Annotated in this window: 18 protein-coding genes; 15 read left to right on the top strand and 3 right to left on the bottom strand. The window is 31.9% G+C overall.

Annotation, left to right across the window (positions count from 1 at the left end):
* Positions 1-8 precede the first annotated feature (8 nt).
* From KM029_RS01215 to KM029_RS01165, 11 genes are all read left to right on the top strand, one after another.
* On the top strand, positions 9-1,088 hold the full coding sequence (locus tag KM029_RS01215; RefSeq protein ID WP_144074975.1) for a BamA/TamA family outer membrane protein: 1,080 nt from the start codon (positions 9-11) through the stop codon (positions 1,086-1,088).
* A gap of 85 nt (positions 1,089-1,173) precedes the next feature.
* Positions 1,174-1,650, top strand: a complete 477-nt coding sequence (locus tag KM029_RS01210) for a hypothetical protein (protein ID WP_144074974.1) — start codon at positions 1,174-1,176, stop codon at positions 1,648-1,650.
* A 216-nt stretch (positions 1,651-1,866) separates the two neighbouring features.
* Positions 1,867-3,462 (top strand): phytoene desaturase family protein, encoded by a 1,596-nt coding sequence (locus tag KM029_RS01205; protein WP_144074973.1) that lies wholly within the window; start codon positions 1,867-1,869, stop codon positions 3,460-3,462.
* Positions 3,463-3,620: 158 nt separating this feature from the next.
* Positions 3,621-3,815 carry a hypothetical protein gene (locus KM029_RS01200; RefSeq protein WP_144074972.1) on the top strand — a complete coding sequence of 65 codons (195 nt, stop codon included), beginning with the start codon at positions 3,621-3,623 and terminating at the stop codon, positions 3,813-3,815.
* Between the two features lie 544 nt (positions 3,816-4,359).
* The gene (gene bioB / locus KM029_RS01195) at positions 4,360-5,340 is read left to right on the top strand and encodes a biotin synthase BioB (protein ID WP_144074971.1); all 981 of its coding nucleotides are present in this window, start codon (positions 4,360-4,362) and stop codon (positions 5,338-5,340) included.
* A gap of 106 nt (positions 5,341-5,446) precedes the next feature.
* Complete coding sequence (locus KM029_RS01190) at positions 5,447-6,652, top strand: aminotransferase class I/II-fold pyridoxal phosphate-dependent enzyme (protein ID WP_144074970.1); 1,206 nt, start codon at positions 5,447-5,449, stop codon at positions 6,650-6,652.
* Positions 6,621-7,289: a pimeloyl-ACP methyl esterase BioG family protein gene (locus KM029_RS01185; protein WP_144074969.1), complete on the top strand. Its 669-nt coding sequence runs from the start codon at positions 6,621-6,623 to the stop codon at positions 7,287-7,289. Before KM029_RS01190 ends, KM029_RS01185 begins: the two co-directional genes overlap by 32 nt.
* Entirely contained in the window at positions 7,283-8,035 is a 753-nt protein-coding gene (gene bioC, locus KM029_RS01180) for a malonyl-ACP O-methyltransferase BioC (protein ID WP_144074968.1), read from the top strand. Before KM029_RS01185 ends, bioC begins: the two co-directional genes overlap by 7 nt.
* Position 8,036: 1 nt before the next feature.
* Positions 8,037-8,672, top strand: coding sequence for a dethiobiotin synthase (gene bioD, locus KM029_RS01175; RefSeq protein ID WP_144074967.1), 636 nt, complete (start codon positions 8,037-8,039; stop codon positions 8,670-8,672).
* The gene (bioA, locus tag KM029_RS01170; protein WP_144074966.1) at positions 8,665-9,990 is read left to right on the top strand and encodes an adenosylmethionine--8-amino-7-oxononanoate transaminase; all 1,326 of its coding nucleotides are present in this window, start codon (positions 8,665-8,667) and stop codon (positions 9,988-9,990) included. Before bioD ends, bioA begins: the two co-directional genes overlap by 8 nt.
* A gap of 637 nt (positions 9,991-10,627) precedes the next feature.
* A complete protein-coding gene (locus tag KM029_RS01165) occupies positions 10,628-11,830 on the top strand; it encodes a BamA/TamA family outer membrane protein (protein ID WP_144074965.1) in 1,203 nt (400 codons plus the stop codon).
* A 73-nt stretch (positions 11,831-11,903) separates the two neighbouring features.
* On the opposite strand, the gene cysQ is transcribed toward KM029_RS01165, so the two are convergent.
* Both cysQ and KM029_RS01155 read right to left on the bottom strand, forming a co-directional pair.
* Positions 11,904-12,662, bottom strand: a complete 759-nt coding sequence (gene cysQ, locus KM029_RS01160) for a 3'(2'),5'-bisphosphate nucleotidase CysQ (protein ID WP_144074964.1) — start codon at positions 12,660-12,662, stop codon at positions 11,904-11,906.
* A gap of 101 nt (positions 12,663-12,763) precedes the next feature.
* On the bottom strand, positions 12,764-13,666 hold the full coding sequence (locus KM029_RS01155; RefSeq protein ID WP_144074963.1) for a bestrophin family protein: 903 nt from the start codon (positions 13,664-13,666) through the stop codon (positions 12,764-12,766).
* A 299-nt stretch (positions 13,667-13,965) separates the two neighbouring features.
* Here KM029_RS01155 and KM029_RS01150 point away from each other — a divergent pair, with 299 nt between their 5' ends.
* The 4 genes from KM029_RS01150 to KM029_RS01135 all read left to right on the top strand — a co-directional run bounded on the left by KM029_RS01150 (position 13,966) and on the right by KM029_RS01135 (position 18,432).
* Positions 13,966-15,582 carry a lactonase family protein gene (locus tag KM029_RS01150; protein ID WP_144074962.1) on the top strand — a complete coding sequence of 539 codons (1,617 nt, stop codon included), beginning with the start codon at positions 13,966-13,968 and terminating at the stop codon, positions 15,580-15,582.
* A gap of 86 nt (positions 15,583-15,668) precedes the next feature.
* A complete protein-coding gene (locus KM029_RS01145; RefSeq protein WP_144074961.1) occupies positions 15,669-16,829 on the top strand; it encodes a MalY/PatB family protein in 1,161 nt (386 codons plus the stop codon).
* Positions 16,830-16,876: 47 nt separating this feature from the next.
* A complete protein-coding gene (locus tag KM029_RS01140; protein WP_144074960.1) occupies positions 16,877-17,686 on the top strand; it encodes a PCMD domain-containing protein in 810 nt (269 codons plus the stop codon).
* A gap of 8 nt (positions 17,687-17,694) precedes the next feature.
* A complete protein-coding gene (locus tag KM029_RS01135) occupies positions 17,695-18,432 on the top strand; it encodes a porin family protein (protein WP_144074959.1) in 738 nt (245 codons plus the stop codon).
* Between the two features lie 68 nt (positions 18,433-18,500).
* Here KM029_RS01135 and KM029_RS01130 read toward each other — a convergent pair whose 3' ends face one another.
* Positions 18,501-19,910: an MBL fold metallo-hydrolase gene (locus KM029_RS01130; RefSeq protein ID WP_144074958.1), complete on the bottom strand. Its 1,410-nt coding sequence runs from the start codon at positions 19,908-19,910 to the stop codon at positions 18,501-18,503.
* Between the last annotated feature and the right edge of the window lie 18 nt (positions 19,911-19,928).

Here is a 19,928-nt window from a genome sequence, read left to right as displayed (position 1 = left end):
CTTCTTCAATGAAACTTTTCATAACCTTTTTTATTGGCATATTATTCTACACAAGTCAAACTTCTTACTCTCAAATTAGTATGGGAGGTGGTTCTGGTTCTGGAACTAGAACTGACAAGAAAATAAGTTTCATGCCCATTCCATATATTAATTACGACAGATCGTTAGGATTTTCAGTTGGGGCATTGCCAATGGCAATGTATAATTTAAGTAAAACAGATACTATATCTCCATCTTCAATTACTGGGGTATTAGGAATGTATACAACTAATAAATCTTGGTTTACAATGACCTTCACAAGGCTTTATTTTAATGAAGATAAGTATAGAGCAACCTTTGCTGCAGGTCTTGGTGACATTAATTTCCAGACTTATGTCAACAGCCCTATTGGTGGGAATTTTATTAATTACAATACTGGAGTAAACTTTGTAAAAGTCGAATTACAAAGGAGGGTGCTTAAAAATACCTACTTTGGATTAAACTATATGTATACTGATTTTGAAAACACTTTTGATATTGTTGGTACTGACACTTCAAGTGTAACAACTTTACAAACAGTTGGAGCAATTATTTCTTATGATCATAGAGATAATGTATACTACCCTTATAAAGGTGAAATAGGAAATATAAACTTAGGTGTTAGTCCTGAATCTTTAGGAAATGCATCTTCAAATACTAAAGTAGAAATTGATTTCAATAAATATTTTGCTATTGGTAAACGAGATGTTATTGCAACTAGAGCTTATGTTGGCTTCGGAATTGGAGACTTAACATTTAATCAGCAATTTATAGTTGGACAAAGTGATATTAGAGGTTATACGCAGGGTAAATACAGAGGTAACGCCATGTATAATATACAAGCAGAATACCGATGGAACTTTCATAAAAAAATGGCAATCAATGGCTTTGCTGGTATAGCTACTATATCTGGTGCAAATGAAGAAGAACTGAATGGAACCTTTTTACCCGGCGTAGGTGTTGGTTATAGGTATACAGTTTTTCCTAAAAACCACATGAATGTAGGTTTAGATGGAGCGATAGGAAGAGATGATTGGGGTGTCTACTTTAGAATTGGCGAAGCATTTTAAAATGAAAATATAACTAAATTATACATCTAAAATTAATAGAACTTCGTAAATTATATCATTCACTATATTTAGAATAAAAAATACTATGTGGGAAACATTTGATATACAATCACTTTTTATTGGTTTATGTATTGGTTTAGTGATCGCCTTTCTTGTTCAAATAAAAGATTGGATAAAACAATCCGGTTTAAAAAGTGAAATAAAAAGATTAAAAGCTCACCTTCATGATAAATTAGAAATTGACGCTGAAGCAATTACCGGTAAAAAAGATGAAATTAATCGATTAAAAAGAGAAAATGAAAACCTTAGAGTTACCAATAAAGCTCTTTTTAGTAAACCAGGAAGGCAAGAAATCCTTACATTCCATGCTTATCAGACAGCTATTGATAAACTTAATAGTAATATGATGGGTTTTGGGCCAGCATGGCAGGATGCTTTAAAAGAAGCAAATAAAGAAATTCAAGAATACGAAGAAGGACAAAGATCCTTTGTTAAGAAAGTACTACCCAAAGGCTTATTTGGAAGTAGTAGTGCTTTTGAAATTGGAGAAGGAGATCAATGATCTCCTTTTTTTATACCTCCATTTTACTAATATTATCATGAGATAAAAGTATTATCTATAAATAACCTTCTTTCAGTTAAGAATGAGTGAGTGAAATTTCATTTATTAAATAAAATACCCTTTATTACTTTATCTATATTACTGAATATCTTGGAAGTAAAGTTAACCATGCAAATTTTACACATCCATTTCTACAACACATAAATAACTAACAGAATGCAAGAAATACCAAATAACTTCGATGCCATTATTATTGGTAGCGGAATGGGTGCACTCACAACAGCCTCTTTATTATCTCAAGTAAAAGGAATGAAAGTACTCCTTTTAGAAAAACATTGGGTTCTTGGTGGGCAAACGCACGAATTTAAACGCAAAAAATATCATTTTGATGTTGGGGTACACTACATAGGTAGTATGGATGCCAGATGTATGCCAAGACAAATCTTCAATTATATCACAGAAAACAATCTAAAATGGAATAAAATGCCTCATATTTTTGAGCGTTTTGTTTATCCAGATTTTACTTTTGATGTACCTGACAATCCTAAAGAATATAAAAGCAAATTAATCACACAATTCCCTGATGAAGAAGAAAGTATCAATACTTATTTTAATGATGTTAGATTAGCAAGAAAATGGATGGAATACCATTATGCTACCTCTTTTCAAAAACCATTAATGAAGTTTGTTGCCAAATTCTCTGAACCAAAAGGTGGTAAAGAATTAGCTTTAATGATTACCAGGGACTATGTAGAAAAAAGATTTAAAAATAAGCAGCTACAAGCTGTAGTTTGTTCTCAATGGGGAGATTTTGGTTTACCCCCATCAAAAAGTGCTTTTGGAATGCACTCTCTGATAGTTAATCATTATTTATATGGCGGCTTTTATCCAGAAGGTGGAGCAAAAAAAATTGCTGAATATGTTATTCCTACAATAGAAAAAAATGGAGGAAAATTAGTGGTTAATCATGATGTAGATGAAATAATTATTAAAAACAAAAAGGCTATTGGCGTACGTGTAAAAGAAAAACATGGTAAAAATTTTACCGAAAAAACATACAATGCTCCTATTATTATATCTTCTACTGGTTTCCATAGTACTTTCAATAAACTAGTGAAAGAGCCTGTACCTTTTAAAGAAGAATTAAATAACTTATCTGGGGGCATGAGTGCTATTTCTTTATATGTTGGCTTAAAAAGTGACCCTTCGATATTAGGCGTTAAAGGTGAAAATTATTGGATTGCAAATTCATATGACCATGATGAGACATATAACAATCGAAACTCAATAGTTACTGGCGAAGTGAATAACTGCTACCTTTCATTCCCTACTTTAAAAGAACAAAGTAATGAAAATCACACTGCTGAAATTGTAACATTTGCAGACTTTTCTTCCTTTGAAAAATGGAAAGACCTACCTTGGAAAAGAAGAGGTGAAGAATACGAAGAAATCAAAAAACGCATTTCAGAAGGGCTCCTTGATTGTGTTGAAAAACAACACCCTGGTTTTAAAGAACTCGTCAGTTTTCATGAATTATCTACACCATTAACTATGGAGTCTTTTACAAGTACATATAAAGGACGTATGTATGGCTTGGCTCACACTCCAGAAAGATTTAGTAGCGATTGGATAAAGCCACAAACACCTTTTAAAGGTTTATACATTACTGGAGGTGATATTTGCACCACAGGTGTAGTTGGTGCATTAATGGGTGGTGTTGCTACTGCTTCTGTTATTTTTGGTACTTTTGGTTTTGCCAAAAACCTTTATAAGGTTAAAAAGTACAATGCTTCTCTGCAAAAAACAGAATAATTAAAGAATTTGAACAAGTCCTCCTCTCAAAAATTAAAAATTACTTGTCAATGATTTTCAATTAAAAACTCATTAACAAGTAAATCTTGAATAGAAAAATTGTCTCTCATATTTTTGCTACATCAATAAAGATATAACAAACTTCTAGATAGAATTTTATGAATTTTTACAGATGGGGACTTGTTGTAACTGCAAGTATCATTGGCCTTGGCAACATTTGGTTATTAGATACAGATGATTTAAGTATCAATAACAACATATATGAGTACATGGGGATCATTACCATGTTCGGTGTATCTATTATGCTAACATCATATTCTTTTAGAACAAAAGGAAACAAGAATATATTGTAGAAACTATTTCTTTAAGAAAAGAGATAGAAAAACCCGAAACAAATAATAAAAAACTGACTTTACTTATCGAAAGTATCTAAAGACTTACTTACTTTGCAGATGAATTAATCTTTAAAATTCAAGCAATGGTATTTTTCAAAAGATGGTCACGTAAAAATTATGCAATCTTTAATTCTCTTAAAAAAGAGATTCAGTATTGTATACTTAACGTGAACTTACATTTAATTGCTCCTGCTTTTATACAAGAATTTACGGTTGATAAAGTTGATTATGGGGAATCTGAAGACGATGACCCTCCAACAATTGAAGAACTTCTTCTTGTAATATCACCCTTGAGCATAAGTAGTGAATCTTTAGTTAGTAGTCAGTTTTTTAATAACGCACGCATTCTGTGTTTTATCCAAAAACTACGTACATACTATCATTCTCTACCCCCTATTTTTAGCCATCCTAGGCTAATTTCCACTCATTACATTTCATATTTTTTCTCGAACGACAAAATCGTAATGGGACAATTATGTACTATTTAATCTAACACACAGTAATGCAAGCAATTATTAAAAACGATTGGACAAGAGCTGAAGTAGCTGACATTTATAACATGCCATTAATGGAATTAATGTATAAAGCAGCTACAATTCACAGAGAATTTCAAAAAACAGGAGAAGTACAAGTATGTACATTACTATCTGTAAAAACAGGTGGTTGTAAAGAAGATTGTAGTTACTGTTCTCAATCTTCTAGATACAGTACTCACGTTAAGCCACATAAATTAATGGCAACTGAGGATGTGATCGAAAAAGCAAAACAAGCAAAAGACAACGGTTCTACAAGATTTTGTATGGGCGCTGCTTGGAGAGAAGCAAGAAGTAACAAAGACTTTGAGCGTGTTTTAGGTATGGTTGGAGAAATCAACGATATGGGTATGGAAGTTTGTGCAACACTTGGGATGTTAAGCGAAGAACAAGCTGAACAATTAAAGAACGCAGGTCTTTATGCATACAACCATAACCTTGATACTAGTAGAGAATATTACGATAAAGTAATCACAACTCGTACTTTCGATGATCGTTTAGATACAATTAAAAACGTTCAAAAAGCTAAAATTTCAGTTTGTTCTGGTGGTATTATCGGTTTAGGAGAAACTGATGCTGATAGAATAGGAATGTTACACACTTTGGCTAGCCTACCTACACACCCAGAATCTGTACCTGTTAATGCGTTAGTACCTGTTGAAGGTACTCCAATGGAGCAGAATAAAATGGTGTCTACTTGGGAAATGATTAGAATGATTGCCACTGCACGTATTATTATGCCAGAAGCAATGGTTCGTTTATCTGCAGGTAGAACTGAAATGAGCACTGAAGCACAAGCATTGTGTTTTATGGCTGGAGCTAACTCTATTTTTGCAGGAGACCAGTTACTTACTACTCCTAACCCTGAAGAAGATATCGACAAATTAATGTTCGATTTATTAGGTTTAACACCAAGAGCATCGTTTAAAAAAGAAACGGAACTAGTATAAATAATATATCACGTAGAGGTTATTCTACTTCTACGTGATGTTTTTTATTTTTCTGGAGTGATCTATTTTAATCACTGCACTTACTGTTATATCAAATTTTTTGAACATGAACATCAGCCAACAACTTGATTCATTCAAAGAGAATGAGCAATGGCGTTCATTAAAAAATATTGACCGCCAACATCATGGAAAAATAAAGAAAGACGGTACTTTACTCGACAGTTTCATTTCTAATGATTACTTAGGAATAGCTTCTGATCAAGACCGTTACTTTAGTTTTCTAAACACTTTACAAGATTCCAATCATTTTAATGGATTTGGAGCTGCATCATCTAGATTATTAGAAGGGAATGCTTCTGCCTTTGAGTATTTTGAGCAAAAAGTAGCAGCAGCATTTCATAAAGAAGCCTGTCTATTTATGAATAGTGGGTACCATGCTAACATTGGTATTCTATCAAGTATTCCTCAAAAAGGAGATTTAATTTTATCTGATAAATTAAACCATGCTAGTATAGTAGATGGTCTTAAATTAAGTAACGCTCATTTTGAACGTTACAAACATTTAGATTATTCTCATTTAGAACGTCTACTTCTAAAGAATAAAGATAAATTCAATAGTATTTTTATTGTTAGTGAGGCGTTATTTAGTATGGATGGTGATACCGCAGATCTCAAAGTACTATCTCAACTAAAAGAAAAGTATAATGCTCATCTTATTATAGATGAAGCACACAGCATAGGTACTTTTGGTAAAAGCGGCTTAGGTATTTGTGAAGAGAATGATGTTCTAAATAAAGTTGATATAATTGTTGCTCCTTGTGGAAAAGCACTTGGTGGCGTTGGTGCATTGGTTGTATTATCTCAAGAATGGAAAGACTTCTTGATTAATACTTCTAGATCATTTATTTACACTACTTCATTACCTCCTATTAATGTAGAGTGGCTAACATATAATTGGCAATACATATTAAATCAATCGAAATTAAGAAATAGTTTATTCCAACTCGTTACTTATTTCAAGAAAGCTTGTAAAAAAAGGAATCTTCCTGTTTTATCAGATACGTATATACAGCCTATTCTTGTAGGGGATAATGAAACTGCAGTTTCGTTAGCCAATTATTTAGAAAGTGAAGGAATCTACTGTGCTCCTATTCGTTACCCTACAGTTCCAAAAAATACTGCAAGGTTACGGCTTTCCATTACTGTAAATCATACAGAAGCGCTGATAGATCAGGTTCTTGATTTAATTTCAGACTATCTACATACTAAAAAAACTGAACATGAAAACACATTGGTTAAAGAAGGAAGATAACGATACTGTTGTTATCTTTTTTGCAGGATGGGGACAATCACCCTCATTTTTCTCAGCTTTTGAAGCTGAAAATAAAGATGTAATAATGGTTTACCACTACTCAAATTTAGTATTCGACATACTGATGAATGAAGTAGAAAATTATAAAAATAAAGTTATTATAGCATGGTCATTTGGAGTACATGTAGCTGGGTTGTTTACAGAAGTAACTTCTGTAGATAAACTAATTTGTCTAAATGGATCATTTACTCCAATACATGACACAGAAGGTATTCCTAATGCTATTTATCAAGGAACATATGATCAACTAACAGAAAACAACTGGAAGAAGTTTGTTTTCAGAATATGTGGAAGCAAAGAGTTATCAGATCACTTTTTAAAGGTATCTGATAGAGCAATTGAAGATCTTAAAGAAGAACTTTACTTTTTAGGGCAATTGCCACAGATTAAAAATACTCCTAAGGTAAACCTTTCAATAATTGGAAATAAAGATAGAATTTTCCCTCCTAAAAACTTGGAAAACCATTGGGCTAATCGTAGTGAACATTTAATAGTTGATACGATTCCGCATTTTGGTTTTTCAAAATATACCAACTGGGATTCTTTAATCAATTGTAAAGCTGAAGTAACATGGTAGTTGATAAAAAGAAAGTGGCTTTACGTTTTGGACAAAATGTAAGTACATATAATCAGGAAGCTTTTATTCAGAAAGAAATCACTGAGGAGTTATATCAAAAAATAACTTCTATGGATGAGTATTTTGAGAATTGCTTTGAAATCGGGTGTGGCTCTGGTTTTCTCACTAAAAAATTACAAAATCATATTCATCATTCTTATGCTGTAAATGATTTAGATACTTCTTGTACTCATCAACTTTTAAAGGAAAATAAACTAACCTTTTTCGGTGGAGATGCAGAAAAAATTTCGTTCCCAAAGAACAACTCTATTGTAGTATCTACTTCAGCTTTTCAATGGATGCAAAATATCTCTAAGTTGTTCAGAAAAATTAATGATAGTTTATCTGACAATGGAGTGCTAGCATTCTCTACATTTGGGTTAGAAAACTTTCGACAAATTAAAGGTATATTAAACGAAGGTCTTACCTATTATTCTATCGATTTTTGGAAAGAACATTTAGAAAAGGAAGGCTTTGATATCCTATCAGCTTGGGAATGGAAAAAAGACTGTTCGTTTAAAGATGGGACAGCGGTTTTAAAACACATAAAGAAGACTGGGGTAAGTGGTTCTAATTCTTCATCAAAAATTTGGAATAAAAAGACATTACAAGCATTTAACGAAGAATATACACAATATTTTAGTACTGAGTTAAATGAGGTATCATTAACGTATCACCCTTTATTTTTCATCGCCAAAAAGAAATAAAATGAACATATTTATAAGCGCAATTGGAACAGATAGCGGAAAAAGTGTTGTCTCTGCAATATTTACTGAAGCTCTAAATGCTGATTATTGGAAACCTATTCAAGCTGGTTTTCCTACAGATACAGAAACAGTTCATAAACTCCTTCCTACACCAAAAGAGAAATTAAAAGAGGCTTATTTATTAAAATTTCCAATGTCACCTCATGCATCTGCAAGGAAAGAAGGTGTTCAAGTGGAACTAAATTCTATTAAAATACCTCCACATACTAAAGCTAATTTGGTAATTGAAGGTGCTGGAGGATTGATGGTTCCTTTAAATGATGAAGATTGTGTAATTGATATTGTAGAAAAATTAAACCTACCTCTTGTACTAGTGAGTAATACGTATTTAGGGAGTATAAATCATTCTCTTTTATCTATAAAAGAGATACAGAGACGTGGTTTGAATTTGCTAGGGATCGTTTTTAATGGAGAAAGAAATGAGGATACGGAAAGCATAATATTAAAACATGCACAAGTACCTTGCCTACTTAAAGTTCCTCAATTAGATGAGGTGTCTACTACTGTAATTAAAGATTTAGCCAATCAATTAAATCAAACACTTAGCCAACATTTAAACGCCGTAATTCATGAATAATCTAACTTTAGCAGAGCGTGATAAGCAATATATTTGGCATCCTTTTACTCCACAAACTTTAGCACCTCCACCCCTGCCTGTAAAAAGTGCAAAAGGGTCTAAAATCATTTTAGAAGATGGAACAGAAATTATTGATGCGATTTCATCTTGGTGGGTAAACATTCATGGGCATGGTAATGAAGAACTTGCAGAAACTATAAAACAGCAAGTTCTTAACCTAGATCATATTATTTTTGCAGGTTTTACACATGAGCCTGCAGTCCAATTGGCTGAGAAATTAATGCCTCATTTACCAGGTGAATTTTCTAAAGTATTTTTTTCAGACAATGGTAGTACATCTACTGAAATAGCTATAAAAATGGTTATTCAGTATTTCTATAATATTGGTGAAACAAAAAGAAAAAAAGTAATTGCTATAAAAGGCTCTTACCATGGAGATACTTTTGGTGCATTATCAATGGCTGACCGAAATCCTTTCTCTGCTCCTTTTGATGATTATCTTTTTGATGTCGATTTCATCCCATTTCCGACAGAAGAAAATTGGCAAGAAGTGAAAGCACAGATGCAATCTCTCTGTGAAACAGAAGAAGTTTGTGGATTTATTTTTGAGCCTCTTGTACAAGGTGCGTCAGGAATGCGTATGTACAAAAGTGAATGGTTGGATGATTTAATTGGTATTGCTCAGAAATATGGAACACTCTGTATTGCTGATGAAGTAATGACAGGTTTTTATAGAACAGGAAAACTCTTTGCTACTAACTATCTCTCTAAAAATTCTCCAGATATTATCTGTATGTCTAAGGCGTTAACTGCTGGTTTAATGCCATTAAGCTTAACTATCTGTACGGAGAAAATATACAGTGCTTATTTAGATGATGATAGATTAAAGACATTTTTTCACGGACACTCCTTTACTGGTAATCCAATTGCTTGTGCTTTAGCCGTAAAAAGTCTAGAAATGCTACTTAGTAATGAAAGACAAAGTCAAATTACTAATATTATAAATAGACATACTGAGTTTAGTAAAAAAATTAAGGGTACAAAATTTTGCAAATCTGTAAGGCAACAAGGTACAATTCTAGCCATAGAATATGATACTGAAAAAGAAACTTCATATTTTAATTCTATCAGAGATGAACTATATGATATATTCTTAAAAAGAAATTTATTATTACGTCCCTTAGGTAATACAGTTTATATAAATACTACTTATGTGATTTCAAATAGTGAACTAGATGAAATTTACGACGGACTTTTTGATGTATTTGAAGTTGGTATAGTAACATACAAAACAAATAATTTAGTCTCAACCCTTTAAATGTGTATTCTACACTTTGTTATCCTCTTAATTTCATATTTTTGACCACAAAAGAAGGATTAATTATATTATTTCTTGTATTAATTAAATTTTTATCTTTAATTAGTATTCGAAAACAGCAATAAGAAATAGTTTTTGGGTTATTAAAGGAATTAAAAAGTCTCTCACTTTGTGAGGGACTTTTTTTATTTTCACATTTTTCACAACAACGTAATCTTCTAAACATTCTATTTTATTATAAAAAAATACTAAAAATGTAATAAATACATTTTTTTCTTGCATTAGTTAAATTTTTGTCATTAATTAGTAAACGAAAACAACAATAAGAAATAGTTTTTGGGTTATTAAAGGAATTAAAAAGTCTCTCACCTTGTGGGAGACTTTTTTAGTTAAAAAATTTTATAATACTTAATATTTATTCCTATTCTTTATTTAATAAAGTTCTTGATTATCTATTTATTCAATTACTATTATTAAATTTGACTTATACTATTTGTGATTGTATTGAATCAAGTACTTATATTTTTTAATTTAGTTCTACAATATAATATGAGAAAGTCTTGTATATTGTAGTAAGTACTTATGGCAATTGTTATCTAGTCTTAGCAATTAATAATTTTACTCTGTCAAAAAAATAATGAAATCCCATTTCATAAAAACCTTTATTGTAACACTTTTGTGTTGTATTCAATTCAACGTATTTGGTCAAGATGCTACTTCATCAGACTCAACTACTGTAGAAAGTTTAATTGATGCTGATACTACTAGATCAGGTAAACCAAGAAAAAACTTACGTTTTAGTATCCTAGGAGGCCCTGGATATACACCAGATTATGGCTTTCTAATAGGAATGAGTATGTTGTTTACTTTTAGAATGGATAAAGATGATAAAGAACTGAAAAGATCTGTAGTTCCAATTGCAGGTGCTTGGTTAAGTTCTGGTGGCTTTAACTTAATTGCTAAACCACAGTTATTTTTCAATCATGATAAAATTAGATACTTTGGACAAGTTCAATACAGAAATAATTATGATAATTACTATGGTGTTGGCTTTCTAAATAATCAAAGTGTTAGTAGAAGTGACTCTACTACTCAATATTTTCAAAATTCTATTGCCATATTCGGGTCTGTTCTTTTCCGTTTAAAAGATTCTGACTTTTTTATTGGTCCTTCTTTCGACTATACAAATAGAAATTTATCAGAAATCTCTGCTGGGGTTGCTTCAGATCCTACTTATATTGAACAAGGTGGTACTGATACTGGAATGACCGTTCAGAATATTGGTATTGGATTTGAGATTTCTTACGATACTAGAGATATTCCAGCAAATGCATGGAAAGGTATCTATTTTGATATAACAGCAAGGTATTACGATCAATGGATGGGTAGTGATACTAAATGGGGTTTTCTATCTGCTGAGTATAGACAGTATAAACTTCTACCCTTTTTAGGTAAAAGAAAAGTGCTAGCATGGACTGGTAAAATTAGATCATCTTATGGTGATGTACCTTTTACAGATATGTCATTAATTGGTTCCCCATTCGATTTAAGGGGATATTACTTAGGACAATACAGAGATAAAACATCTGCATTTGCAATGGCTGAATTTAGATCAATGTTTAATTCAAAATCAAAATTGATTTCTAAATTAGGTTATGCAGTTTGGGGTGGTGCAGGTATGGTAGGACCAGATTTATTCCATCCAGGAGGACTGTTACCAAACTTTGGAGCAGGCTTACGTGTACAAGTTCAACCAAGAATGAACTTTAGAATAGACTTAGGACGTGACCCTCTAGCAAAACAAAACTTAGTCTATTTTAATATGACAGAAGCTTTTTAATAGTAAAAAATAACCACAAAAAAACGGATGACTTAATCAAAAGTTCATCCGTTTTTTTATTTCTAGACTAAAATTATTTACCTAATACCAAGAAACTTCCATTTAGTAAGTTTTCTTTATTGTATGTAAATAATTCATCTTCTGTATTACCTTTATAAACAGTTCCTCCTGCAGCTTCTACTACAGCTTGCCCTGCCGCTGTATCCCACTCCATAGTTGGACCATGACGATAATAGACATCAGCTTTACCTTCAGCTACCATACAGAATTTTAAAGAACTACCTACAGACATTGCATCTGTAACATTGTATTTTTCTAAAACTTCTTCTTCTGCTGGGTTTGCATGAGATTTAGAACGAACAGCTATTCTATTACCATCCTTCCATTTCACTTTAATAGGATCAAGAATACCATCTTCACCTTTTTTAGCACCAACACCATCTATACCAATGTAGATTGTATCTTTAACAGGTACATAAATAATTCCTAGAACAGGTTTCTTATCAGAAATCAAGGCTATATTAACTGTAAACTCACCGTTTCTATTAATAAATTCCTTTGTTCCATCTAAAGGATCTACACACCAATAAGTTGTCCAATCTTTACGCTCATCATAAGACATTTCTTTGCCTTCTTCAGAAAGGATTGGATAATCAAATTTTGATAGGCCTTTCATAATCACCTCATGAGAAGCTTTATCTGCTAAAGTTAATGGAGAATCATCAGATTTAATTTCTACGCCAAGATCATCTTGTTTGTAAATTTCTAAAATTGCATGTCCAGCTTCAATCGCAATTGTCATACAATCTTCCGAAAGTTCTTCTAAGTTCATTTTTTTAGTATTCTATTATTAATATTCACCGTAAAGTTAACTTTATTTTAATCTAAAGCTATATACGGGCTACTCTTATCTATGTTGCCTTTTAACAGAGACTACATTATTACATGTGGTCTAATAGGTTTTAAAGGTTCCGGTAATTCAACATTACCTAATTCATCTTTAATATTTATTTCAATAGTTCTAGATAACGTCAACATTGGTGTATCAGAAGAGGTATTTTCAAATGGATCTTGTAAATACGTTGCTATTCTTTCAATTACCAGAAATGCCATTGCCAGTGTTAAACTTGTAACTAATAAAACTAACCCGTTCGTTTCTACTAACCCATAAGGAACCGAAAAGATGAATAGATAAATTAATATTTCTAGTAATAAAGTATACATACTCGGAAATACTGTGTTTTTTATACGTTCACACTTACCCATAGAGTCTGTTAAATTAGTAAGTGTTTGGTCAAGTTGTATTAATTGGTAACTATCAATGTAATCTAACTTGTGCATTTGTTTCAACAATTTAGCATTTGAATATAATAATGCGTTAGGTACATTCTTACTTTTTTGCAAAGCAGAAAGTTCGCTTTTATTAATCAAAGAAGAGATATCTCTGGTTGGATCTTGCTTTCTTAAATGTCTTGTTAAAGCATAACACCAAGCGCATTGTCTATATGCCATCTCTACAATCATCACCTTAGCTTTAGGATCACTAGAAGAAAATGTCATTAGTTGTCTCACCCAACTCCTTGAGTCGTTGACAATTGCCCCCCATACCATTCTTGCTTCCCACCATCTTTGATAAGATGAATTCGTTCTAAAAGCCAATAATAATGAAATTGCGGTACCTGGAACTGTAATAATCCCTAAAGGTAAACTAAGGTTACTCAACATGTGTTCATCATCTAATATTGATAAAAACAGCATGTATATAGTAATTATTAAAACGGAGAACCATAAATCTTTAAACAGTCGTTTCCAGGGAATATAAAGTCTTGTTACCATTAATTATTTTTGATTTGGATAAATGGAATATCATGTAAATATAAAAATATTAGTAATTAAATAAATAATATTTTAAATTTAAATAAATGTTAATTGGTGTATTTCAAAATTAAATAAAACTATAATTTTAAGTACAACTCTTTACTTTACCCCTTTTATATTATGAGGCAAAAACTATTGTTACATACTCATTAAAGAACTTTTCTATAATGATGTACTTTGATTTTGTGTCTACTAATCAATTAATAATATAAATTTAAACTGTATACTTTTTACTATTTCTACTTAAAAAAATTATTATGAACAAACTATTAAAAAAGGCGTCTTATGCCTTATTAATAATAATTGGTGTCTCTTGTAGTACACAAGAACCAGAAAGTGCTCTATCTCCAACAGAAGAAGAAGCGTCTAATATTAGAATGCCCTTTAGTCAAAAAACGTTTTTATGTGACAATAAAAGAGGCAAAGCAAATATTTATGAAATTGACTACGATTTTCAAGGTTTATCAGGTGACGCTAATTTAACATTAATAGCATCAATTAATGGCCATAGTCATATTGCTGTTTCTCCAGATAAAAGATGGGTTGTTGTTGTTGGTAATGGCAGTGGTAAAATTACTCTTGTAGGAATTGATACTGATAATGCTGGTCAACAAGTGAGTTACCTTGTACAAGGGAAACCAAGAATTACACAGGTAGATTTTGATATGGATGATAAGTTATTCATTGCAGGTAAGAAATTCTTAGAAATTGCTACTCCAGTTGGAGGTTGGGGCGCTTCTGAAGGTTCTATTCTTGCAAAAACAAAATACCGTAGTATAACTGGTGATTTAGATATCGAAACTTCTGATGAAGAAGAAAATCTTGTTGATATTGAAGAGGAATACTTCAATGAAGATGAACTTAAATCTACAAGACCTAAATTCTCTGGTGGAGATATACTTTTCACTCAAAATTCTTCAGAGACTGATGGCTTTGAAGCTGAGCACCTTGTTTCTTTCACAAGACATCAAAGAGGTAAAGCAATGCTAGTTAAAATAGGTACCAAAAATGGTAAACCTCATGTACAAAGTAAGCTTTTATTTAAATTAAATGATCAAAGAAAAGTTACTGGTGCTGCTTTAGTTGGAGACAATCACTTTATTGTTTCTGCAAACGGACAGACAAAGTTTAAAATTTACTCTTTCAGTGGTGATGTTATTGCTACACCAACAATTAAATTAAATGGAAGCAATTTTAAACACGCAAACGGTGACCTTGCTTCTACTCAATCATTTGATAAAAACAGCCTTAATGATGTTGATAACACATTAAGCTCTAAAGAAATTGATGGAGAATATTATTCTGAATGGTATAGAGGGTACAATGAAGAGCATCAATATGCTGAGATAAAACTTTACCGTCCGGGTATTTCAATTCAACATTATCCTTCTTTAGATTTAAGTGATGATAATTACAACATCTCAAAAGAATCTAGAAGAAATTCTGCAAATGCAGATTTAGCTGATTACAGAAAAAGTGCTGCAAAATTCACTTCTTTAGGTAAAAATAATGGTTATGCATTATTGCGTTTCCCTGCCGCAATTACAGTTTCTGATAAAACTACTATTCAAGTAGTAGAAACAACTTGGGGTAAATTAGCAGAATATGAATCTCAATCTGATGCTACAGCAGCATATAATGAATTAGCATCTGTTTATGTAAAAGTTGCTACAGATCGCTTCTACACACAAGGGTTCGAAGATAATGATTGGATTAAAATTGGTGATGCGCATATTGCTAATAATGAATTCACATTATCAAACATAAACGGGATTGAAATTGGTGATCAAGTTCAATGGATTAAAATCGTTGATGATCAATCTAAAACAGGGGATGGTTTCGATATTAATTTTATTTCTTCTTACGAAAAATAAATATTAATACAGTTTATATTATTTAATTGATGAAGAGACTACTAAATTAGTAGTCTCTTTTTTTTACTAAAACCATTTTATGCTCAATGAATTATAACTTTAATAAGCCAATAGATCGTTTATCTACTGATTCTGTTAAATATGGATTACGAAAGGTATTGTTTGGTACAGAAGATATTATCCCACTATGGGTTGCTGATATGGACTTACCTACAGCTCCAGAAATTACAGCAGCTTTAGTAGAAAGAATGCAACACCCAATATATGGTTATACATTACAAGGTGATTTATTTTGGGAGTCAGCAATAAATTGGATAAAAAAAAGACACAATTGGGACATTAAAAAACATGAATTTACTTTCACTCCCGGTATTGTACCTGCTATTGGATTATTAATTCAAGCACTTTCTAACCAAAATGAAAGAGTTGCTATTTTTTCGCCTGTTTATGGTCCTTTTAAAGACAATATCATTGGTACTGGAAGAACATTAGTGGACATTCCTCTAATAAACCAGAATAATTTCTATAATATAGATTTTGATACTTTAGAGAAAGAAATGATTAAAGGATTAAAATTACTTGTATTTTGTAATCCTCAGAATCCCTCTGGTAGAGTTTGGAATAAAGTAGAGCTTCAGAAATTACTACAACTATGTGAACAATATGATGTAAATATTATTTCAGACGAGATTCACGCAGACTTGGTACTTTTTGAGGCTACACACACTCCTCTTGCTAGTCTTTCAGAAATTGGAGAAAAGAGAGTTGTTACTTGTATGGCACCATCAAAAACATTTAACCTTGCAGGTTTAAACTGTGCTTATTTAATTTTTAAAAATAAAGAATTACAAAAAAGATACCTAGCAAAAGTAAAACACTTACATTTAGATTTTGGAGGAATTGTGGCCACAACGTCTCAAATAGCCGCTTATAACAAAGGAGAAAATTGGTATCAAGAAGTAAAGAAATATTTTGAAAGTAATATCAATTATATAATTGAAGAACTCTCGGACTCTCCTATCACAGTTATGAAAACAAACGCCACCTATTTATTATGGTTAGATTGCAGTAAAATCTCAAGAAATAATAAAATCTTGAAAGATTTTTTCTACAAAAAAGCAAAGGTTGGTGTACAAGATGGTGAAATGTTTGGTGCAGCTGGGCAAGGGTTTATGAGAATGAACATTGCCTGTGCAAGGTCAATTTTAGAGGAATCTGTAAAAAGAATAAAAATTGCATTAGATTGATAATTAATAATATATTTGTAAAAAATCTCTTCAATAAAATAAACAACATGCAACGCATTAACTCTTTGATTGCTTTAGGGCTATCAACTACATTATTTTTTTCTTGCTCTTCTGATGAAAGCGAACCTACTTCTTGTGACCCTACAGATGCGGAAAAAGCCGCTGTAGTTTTTGAATCTAATTTATCATTAGATTCTTGGGAATCTAACGAATATAGTGGTGGTACTTATGGAAACCCTACAGGTTGGGAAACTTCTAATCCAGGAACATCTTTTCTTTCTGAAGTAAACGCTCATGAAGAAACAAGTGATGTAGTTAGCGGAAGTGCTGCAAAATTAGAGACAATTGCAATCGGAATTACAGGTATAGCATCGTCTACTATTTATACAGGCGATTTTGAATTAGATATTTCTGACCCTGCTAAAAGTGCACAATTAGGTGTACCTTTTGACAAAAGACCTACATCATTATCTTTTAGCTATAAATACACTCCTGGGGATAATTACCAACAATTTTCGGGAGTAACTGGTACTGACATTGCAGGCATAGATTCTTGTTTAGTTTATATGTATCTACAAAAACGTGATTGTGAATCTATTCAAAGAATTGGTACTGCTGCATTACAAAGCAGTGAAACAATATCAGATTGGACACAAAAAACTCTTGATGTAACTTACGGTGAAATTTCAAATGCAGGTGCTGGATTTAAATTAAGACCAGAAGAAACAGGTTGGGCAAATGCAGACGAAACACCTACACATGTTATTATAGTTTTTGCATCTAGTAGTGCTGGAGATTACTTTAGAGGAGCTCTAGGAAGCTTACTATTTGTAGATCAAATTTCTATTAGCTACTAATTAAGTATATGAAAATTTCAAAAATTTTAGCTGTACTATTTTGTACAGCTTTTTTTACATCTCCTTTATTTGCTCAAGAAGAAACAGCCAGCAAACTAAGATTTGGAGGTCGATTAGGTTTCAACTTAGGAGCTTCAGTCCCAATGTATTTTCAAAATATGCCAGATAGGTTTAGTTGGAATACAGGTTTTAACCCTTCTTTTGGTTTAGTTGGAGAATACAAACTAAAGAAAGATCGTTCTTTTATTCATTTTGAGTTACTATATACTCGAAAAGGAAACTCGACAACAGCTCATGTTGTTGATCAAAACTTCTTTATTTCTAATACTTTAGCTTCAGTAACCGGAGAAGTAGCCACAAATATTAATCTTAATTACATTGAAATTCCTATTCAATTTAAGACAAACATTAGCAAAAAAGACAATGGTCTTTATGTCGTTGCTGGATTATATTTTGCCTATATGGTTGATGGCTCTTTTGATGGAACTGTATTTACTGGAAGTACTATAAAAGATAGCTCTGGAGAATATCCAGTAGGAAAAGATACCCCTTACGATTATAGTGCAGACCTTGTTAATTTTGACTGGGGAGCTCAATTTGGCATTCAAAAAGAAATCGGAGATCACTTTACTGTTGATACTCAAATTTCTTGGGGATTTAATGGTATTTTCCCTCAAGGGTATGAAATTGTTGATCCAAACCTCTTTAACCTTTATGGTAAAATTGGAATGACTTACAAATTGTAAAATTTCAAATTAAAAAAGGTCTGATAGAGTGAATTACTTTATCAGACCTTTTTTAATACAAAATAATTCTACAATGTAGAAGGACAAACAAATGCAGTTACATCAATTCCTGCTTCTTTAATTGCTTTAAAACCTCCTTTCACATCAATTATATGATCAAAACCTCTTGACTTCATAATTGAAGAAGCAATCATAGATCTATACCCTCCTGCACAATGTATATAATATGTTGCATTCTTATCTAAATCATTCCACTCTTCATTAATTACATCAAGTGGTTTGTTTACAACATTTTCATTGTTAATATGTTCAGATGTATATTCTGATGTTTTTCTAGCATCAATTACAGAAATAGATGACTTCAATCTATCCTTTAGTTCTTCTGCAGAAATAGATTCAATACTATCTACCTCCTTACCTGCAGCTTCCCAAGCAGCAATACCACCTTCTAAGAAACCTAAAGTATTATCATAACCAACTCTAGATAAGCGCGTAATTACTTCTTCTTCTGTACCTTCATCAGCAATAATTACTATTGGCTGCTTTAAGTCTAAAATTAAAGCACCAACCCAGGGAGCAAATCCACCCTTTACGCCAATATTTATAGAATTTGGTATAAAACCATCTTTAAAAACTTGAGGAGAACGTGTATCTAACATCAATGCACCTTCTGCATTTACAACCTCTTCAAATAAATTTGGATTTAGTCCAATATTACCTCTCTCTAAAATAGAATCAATATTTTCATACCCTTCTTTATTCATTTTTACATTCTTAGGGAAATATTGAGGAGGTGTTGTTAAACCATCTGTTACTTCCTTAATAAACTCATCCCTAGTCATGTCCGCTCTTAATGCATAATTTGTTGCTTTCTGATTCCCTAAAGTATCTGAAGTTTCTTTGCTCATGTTTTTACCACAAGCAGAACCAGCACCATGTGCAGGATAAACAATTACATCATCAGCTAAAGGCATTATTTTATTTCTTAGAGAATCAAAAAGTAAGCCTGCTAAATCTTCTCTAGACAAATCAGATTTAACTGCTAAATCTGGTCTTCCAACATCACCAATAAATAAAGTATCTCCAGAGAATATAGCAACATCTTTCCCTTTTTCGTCAGTAACTAGAAAAGTTGAAGATTCTGTAGTGTGACCCGGTGTATGTAAAACTTTAATTTTAATATCCCCTATCGAAAACACTTCGCCATCTTCAGCTATATGTGCCTCATAAGTAGTTTGTGCTGTTGGACCAAAAACAATTGTCGCTCCTGTTTCTTCTGCTAAAGAAACGTGACCTGACACAAAATCAGCATGGAAATGTGTTTCAAAAATATATTTGATTTTAGCACCTTCCTTTGCCGCTTTATCAAGATAAGGCTTTGTTTCTCTAAGTGGATCTACAATTGCAGCCTCTCCATTAGATTCAATATAATAAGCACCTTGTGCTAAACAACCTGTATAAATTTGTTCAATTTTCATAATGTTATATGTTTATGG

It is taken from the genome of Flammeovirga kamogawensis (assembly GCF_018736065.1).
Taxonomy (GTDB): Bacteria; Bacteroidota; Bacteroidia; order Cytophagales; family Flammeovirgaceae; genus Flammeovirga; species Flammeovirga kamogawensis.
The sequence above is the reverse complement of the archived record's forward strand: the minus strand, read 5'-3'. Positions and strand labels throughout refer to the sequence as shown.

Excerpts from the sequence above, each read along its gene's own strand:
- KM029_RS01155 (WP_144074963.1), bottom strand. The coding sequence starts at position 13,666 with ATGGTAACAAGACTTTATATTCCCTGGAAACGACTGTTTAAAGATTTA.
- bioC (WP_144074968.1), top strand. The coding sequence starts at position 7,283 with ATGGTAGTTGATAAAAAGAAAGTGGCTTTACGTTTTGGACAAAATGTA.
- bioD (WP_144074967.1), top strand. The coding sequence starts at position 8,037 with ATGAACATATTTATAAGCGCAATTGGAACAGATAGCGGAAAAAGTGTT.
- cysQ (WP_144074964.1), bottom strand. The coding sequence starts at position 12,662 with ATGAACTTAGAAGAACTTTCGGAAGATTGTATGACAATTGCGATTGAA.
- bioB (WP_144074971.1), top strand. The coding sequence starts at position 4,360 with ATGCAAGCAATTATTAAAAACGATTGGACAAGAGCTGAAGTAGCTGAC.
- KM029_RS01215 (WP_144074975.1), top strand. The coding sequence starts at position 9 with ATGAAACTTTTCATAACCTTTTTTATTGGCATATTATTCTACACAAGT.
- KM029_RS01130 (WP_144074958.1), bottom strand. The coding sequence starts at position 19,910 with ATGAAAATTGAACAAATTTATACAGGTTGTTTAGCACAAGGTGCTTAT.
- KM029_RS01165 (WP_144074965.1), top strand. The coding sequence starts at position 10,628 with ATGAAATCCCATTTCATAAAAACCTTTATTGTAACACTTTTGTGTTGT.
- bioA (WP_144074966.1), top strand. The coding sequence starts at position 8,665 with ATGAATAATCTAACTTTAGCAGAGCGTGATAAGCAATATATTTGGCAT.
- KM029_RS01210 (WP_144074974.1), top strand. The coding sequence starts at position 1,174 with ATGTGGGAAACATTTGATATACAATCACTTTTTATTGGTTTATGTATT.
- KM029_RS01190 (WP_144074970.1), top strand. The coding sequence starts at position 5,447 with ATGAACATCAGCCAACAACTTGATTCATTCAAAGAGAATGAGCAATGG.
- KM029_RS01135 (WP_144074959.1), top strand. The coding sequence starts at position 17,695 with ATGAAAATTTCAAAAATTTTAGCTGTACTATTTTGTACAGCTTTTTTT.
- KM029_RS01150 (WP_144074962.1), top strand. The coding sequence starts at position 13,966 with ATGAACAAACTATTAAAAAAGGCGTCTTATGCCTTATTAATAATAATT.
- KM029_RS01205 (WP_144074973.1), top strand. The coding sequence starts at position 1,867 with ATGCAAGAAATACCAAATAACTTCGATGCCATTATTATTGGTAGCGGA.
- KM029_RS01185 (WP_144074969.1), top strand. The coding sequence starts at position 6,621 with ATGAAAACACATTGGTTAAAGAAGGAAGATAACGATACTGTTGTTATC.
- KM029_RS01140 (WP_144074960.1), top strand. The coding sequence starts at position 16,877 with ATGCAACGCATTAACTCTTTGATTGCTTTAGGGCTATCAACTACATTA.
- KM029_RS01200 (WP_144074972.1), top strand. The coding sequence starts at position 3,621 with ATGAATTTTTACAGATGGGGACTTGTTGTAACTGCAAGTATCATTGGC.
- KM029_RS01145 (WP_144074961.1), top strand. The coding sequence starts at position 15,669 with ATGAATTATAACTTTAATAAGCCAATAGATCGTTTATCTACTGATTCT.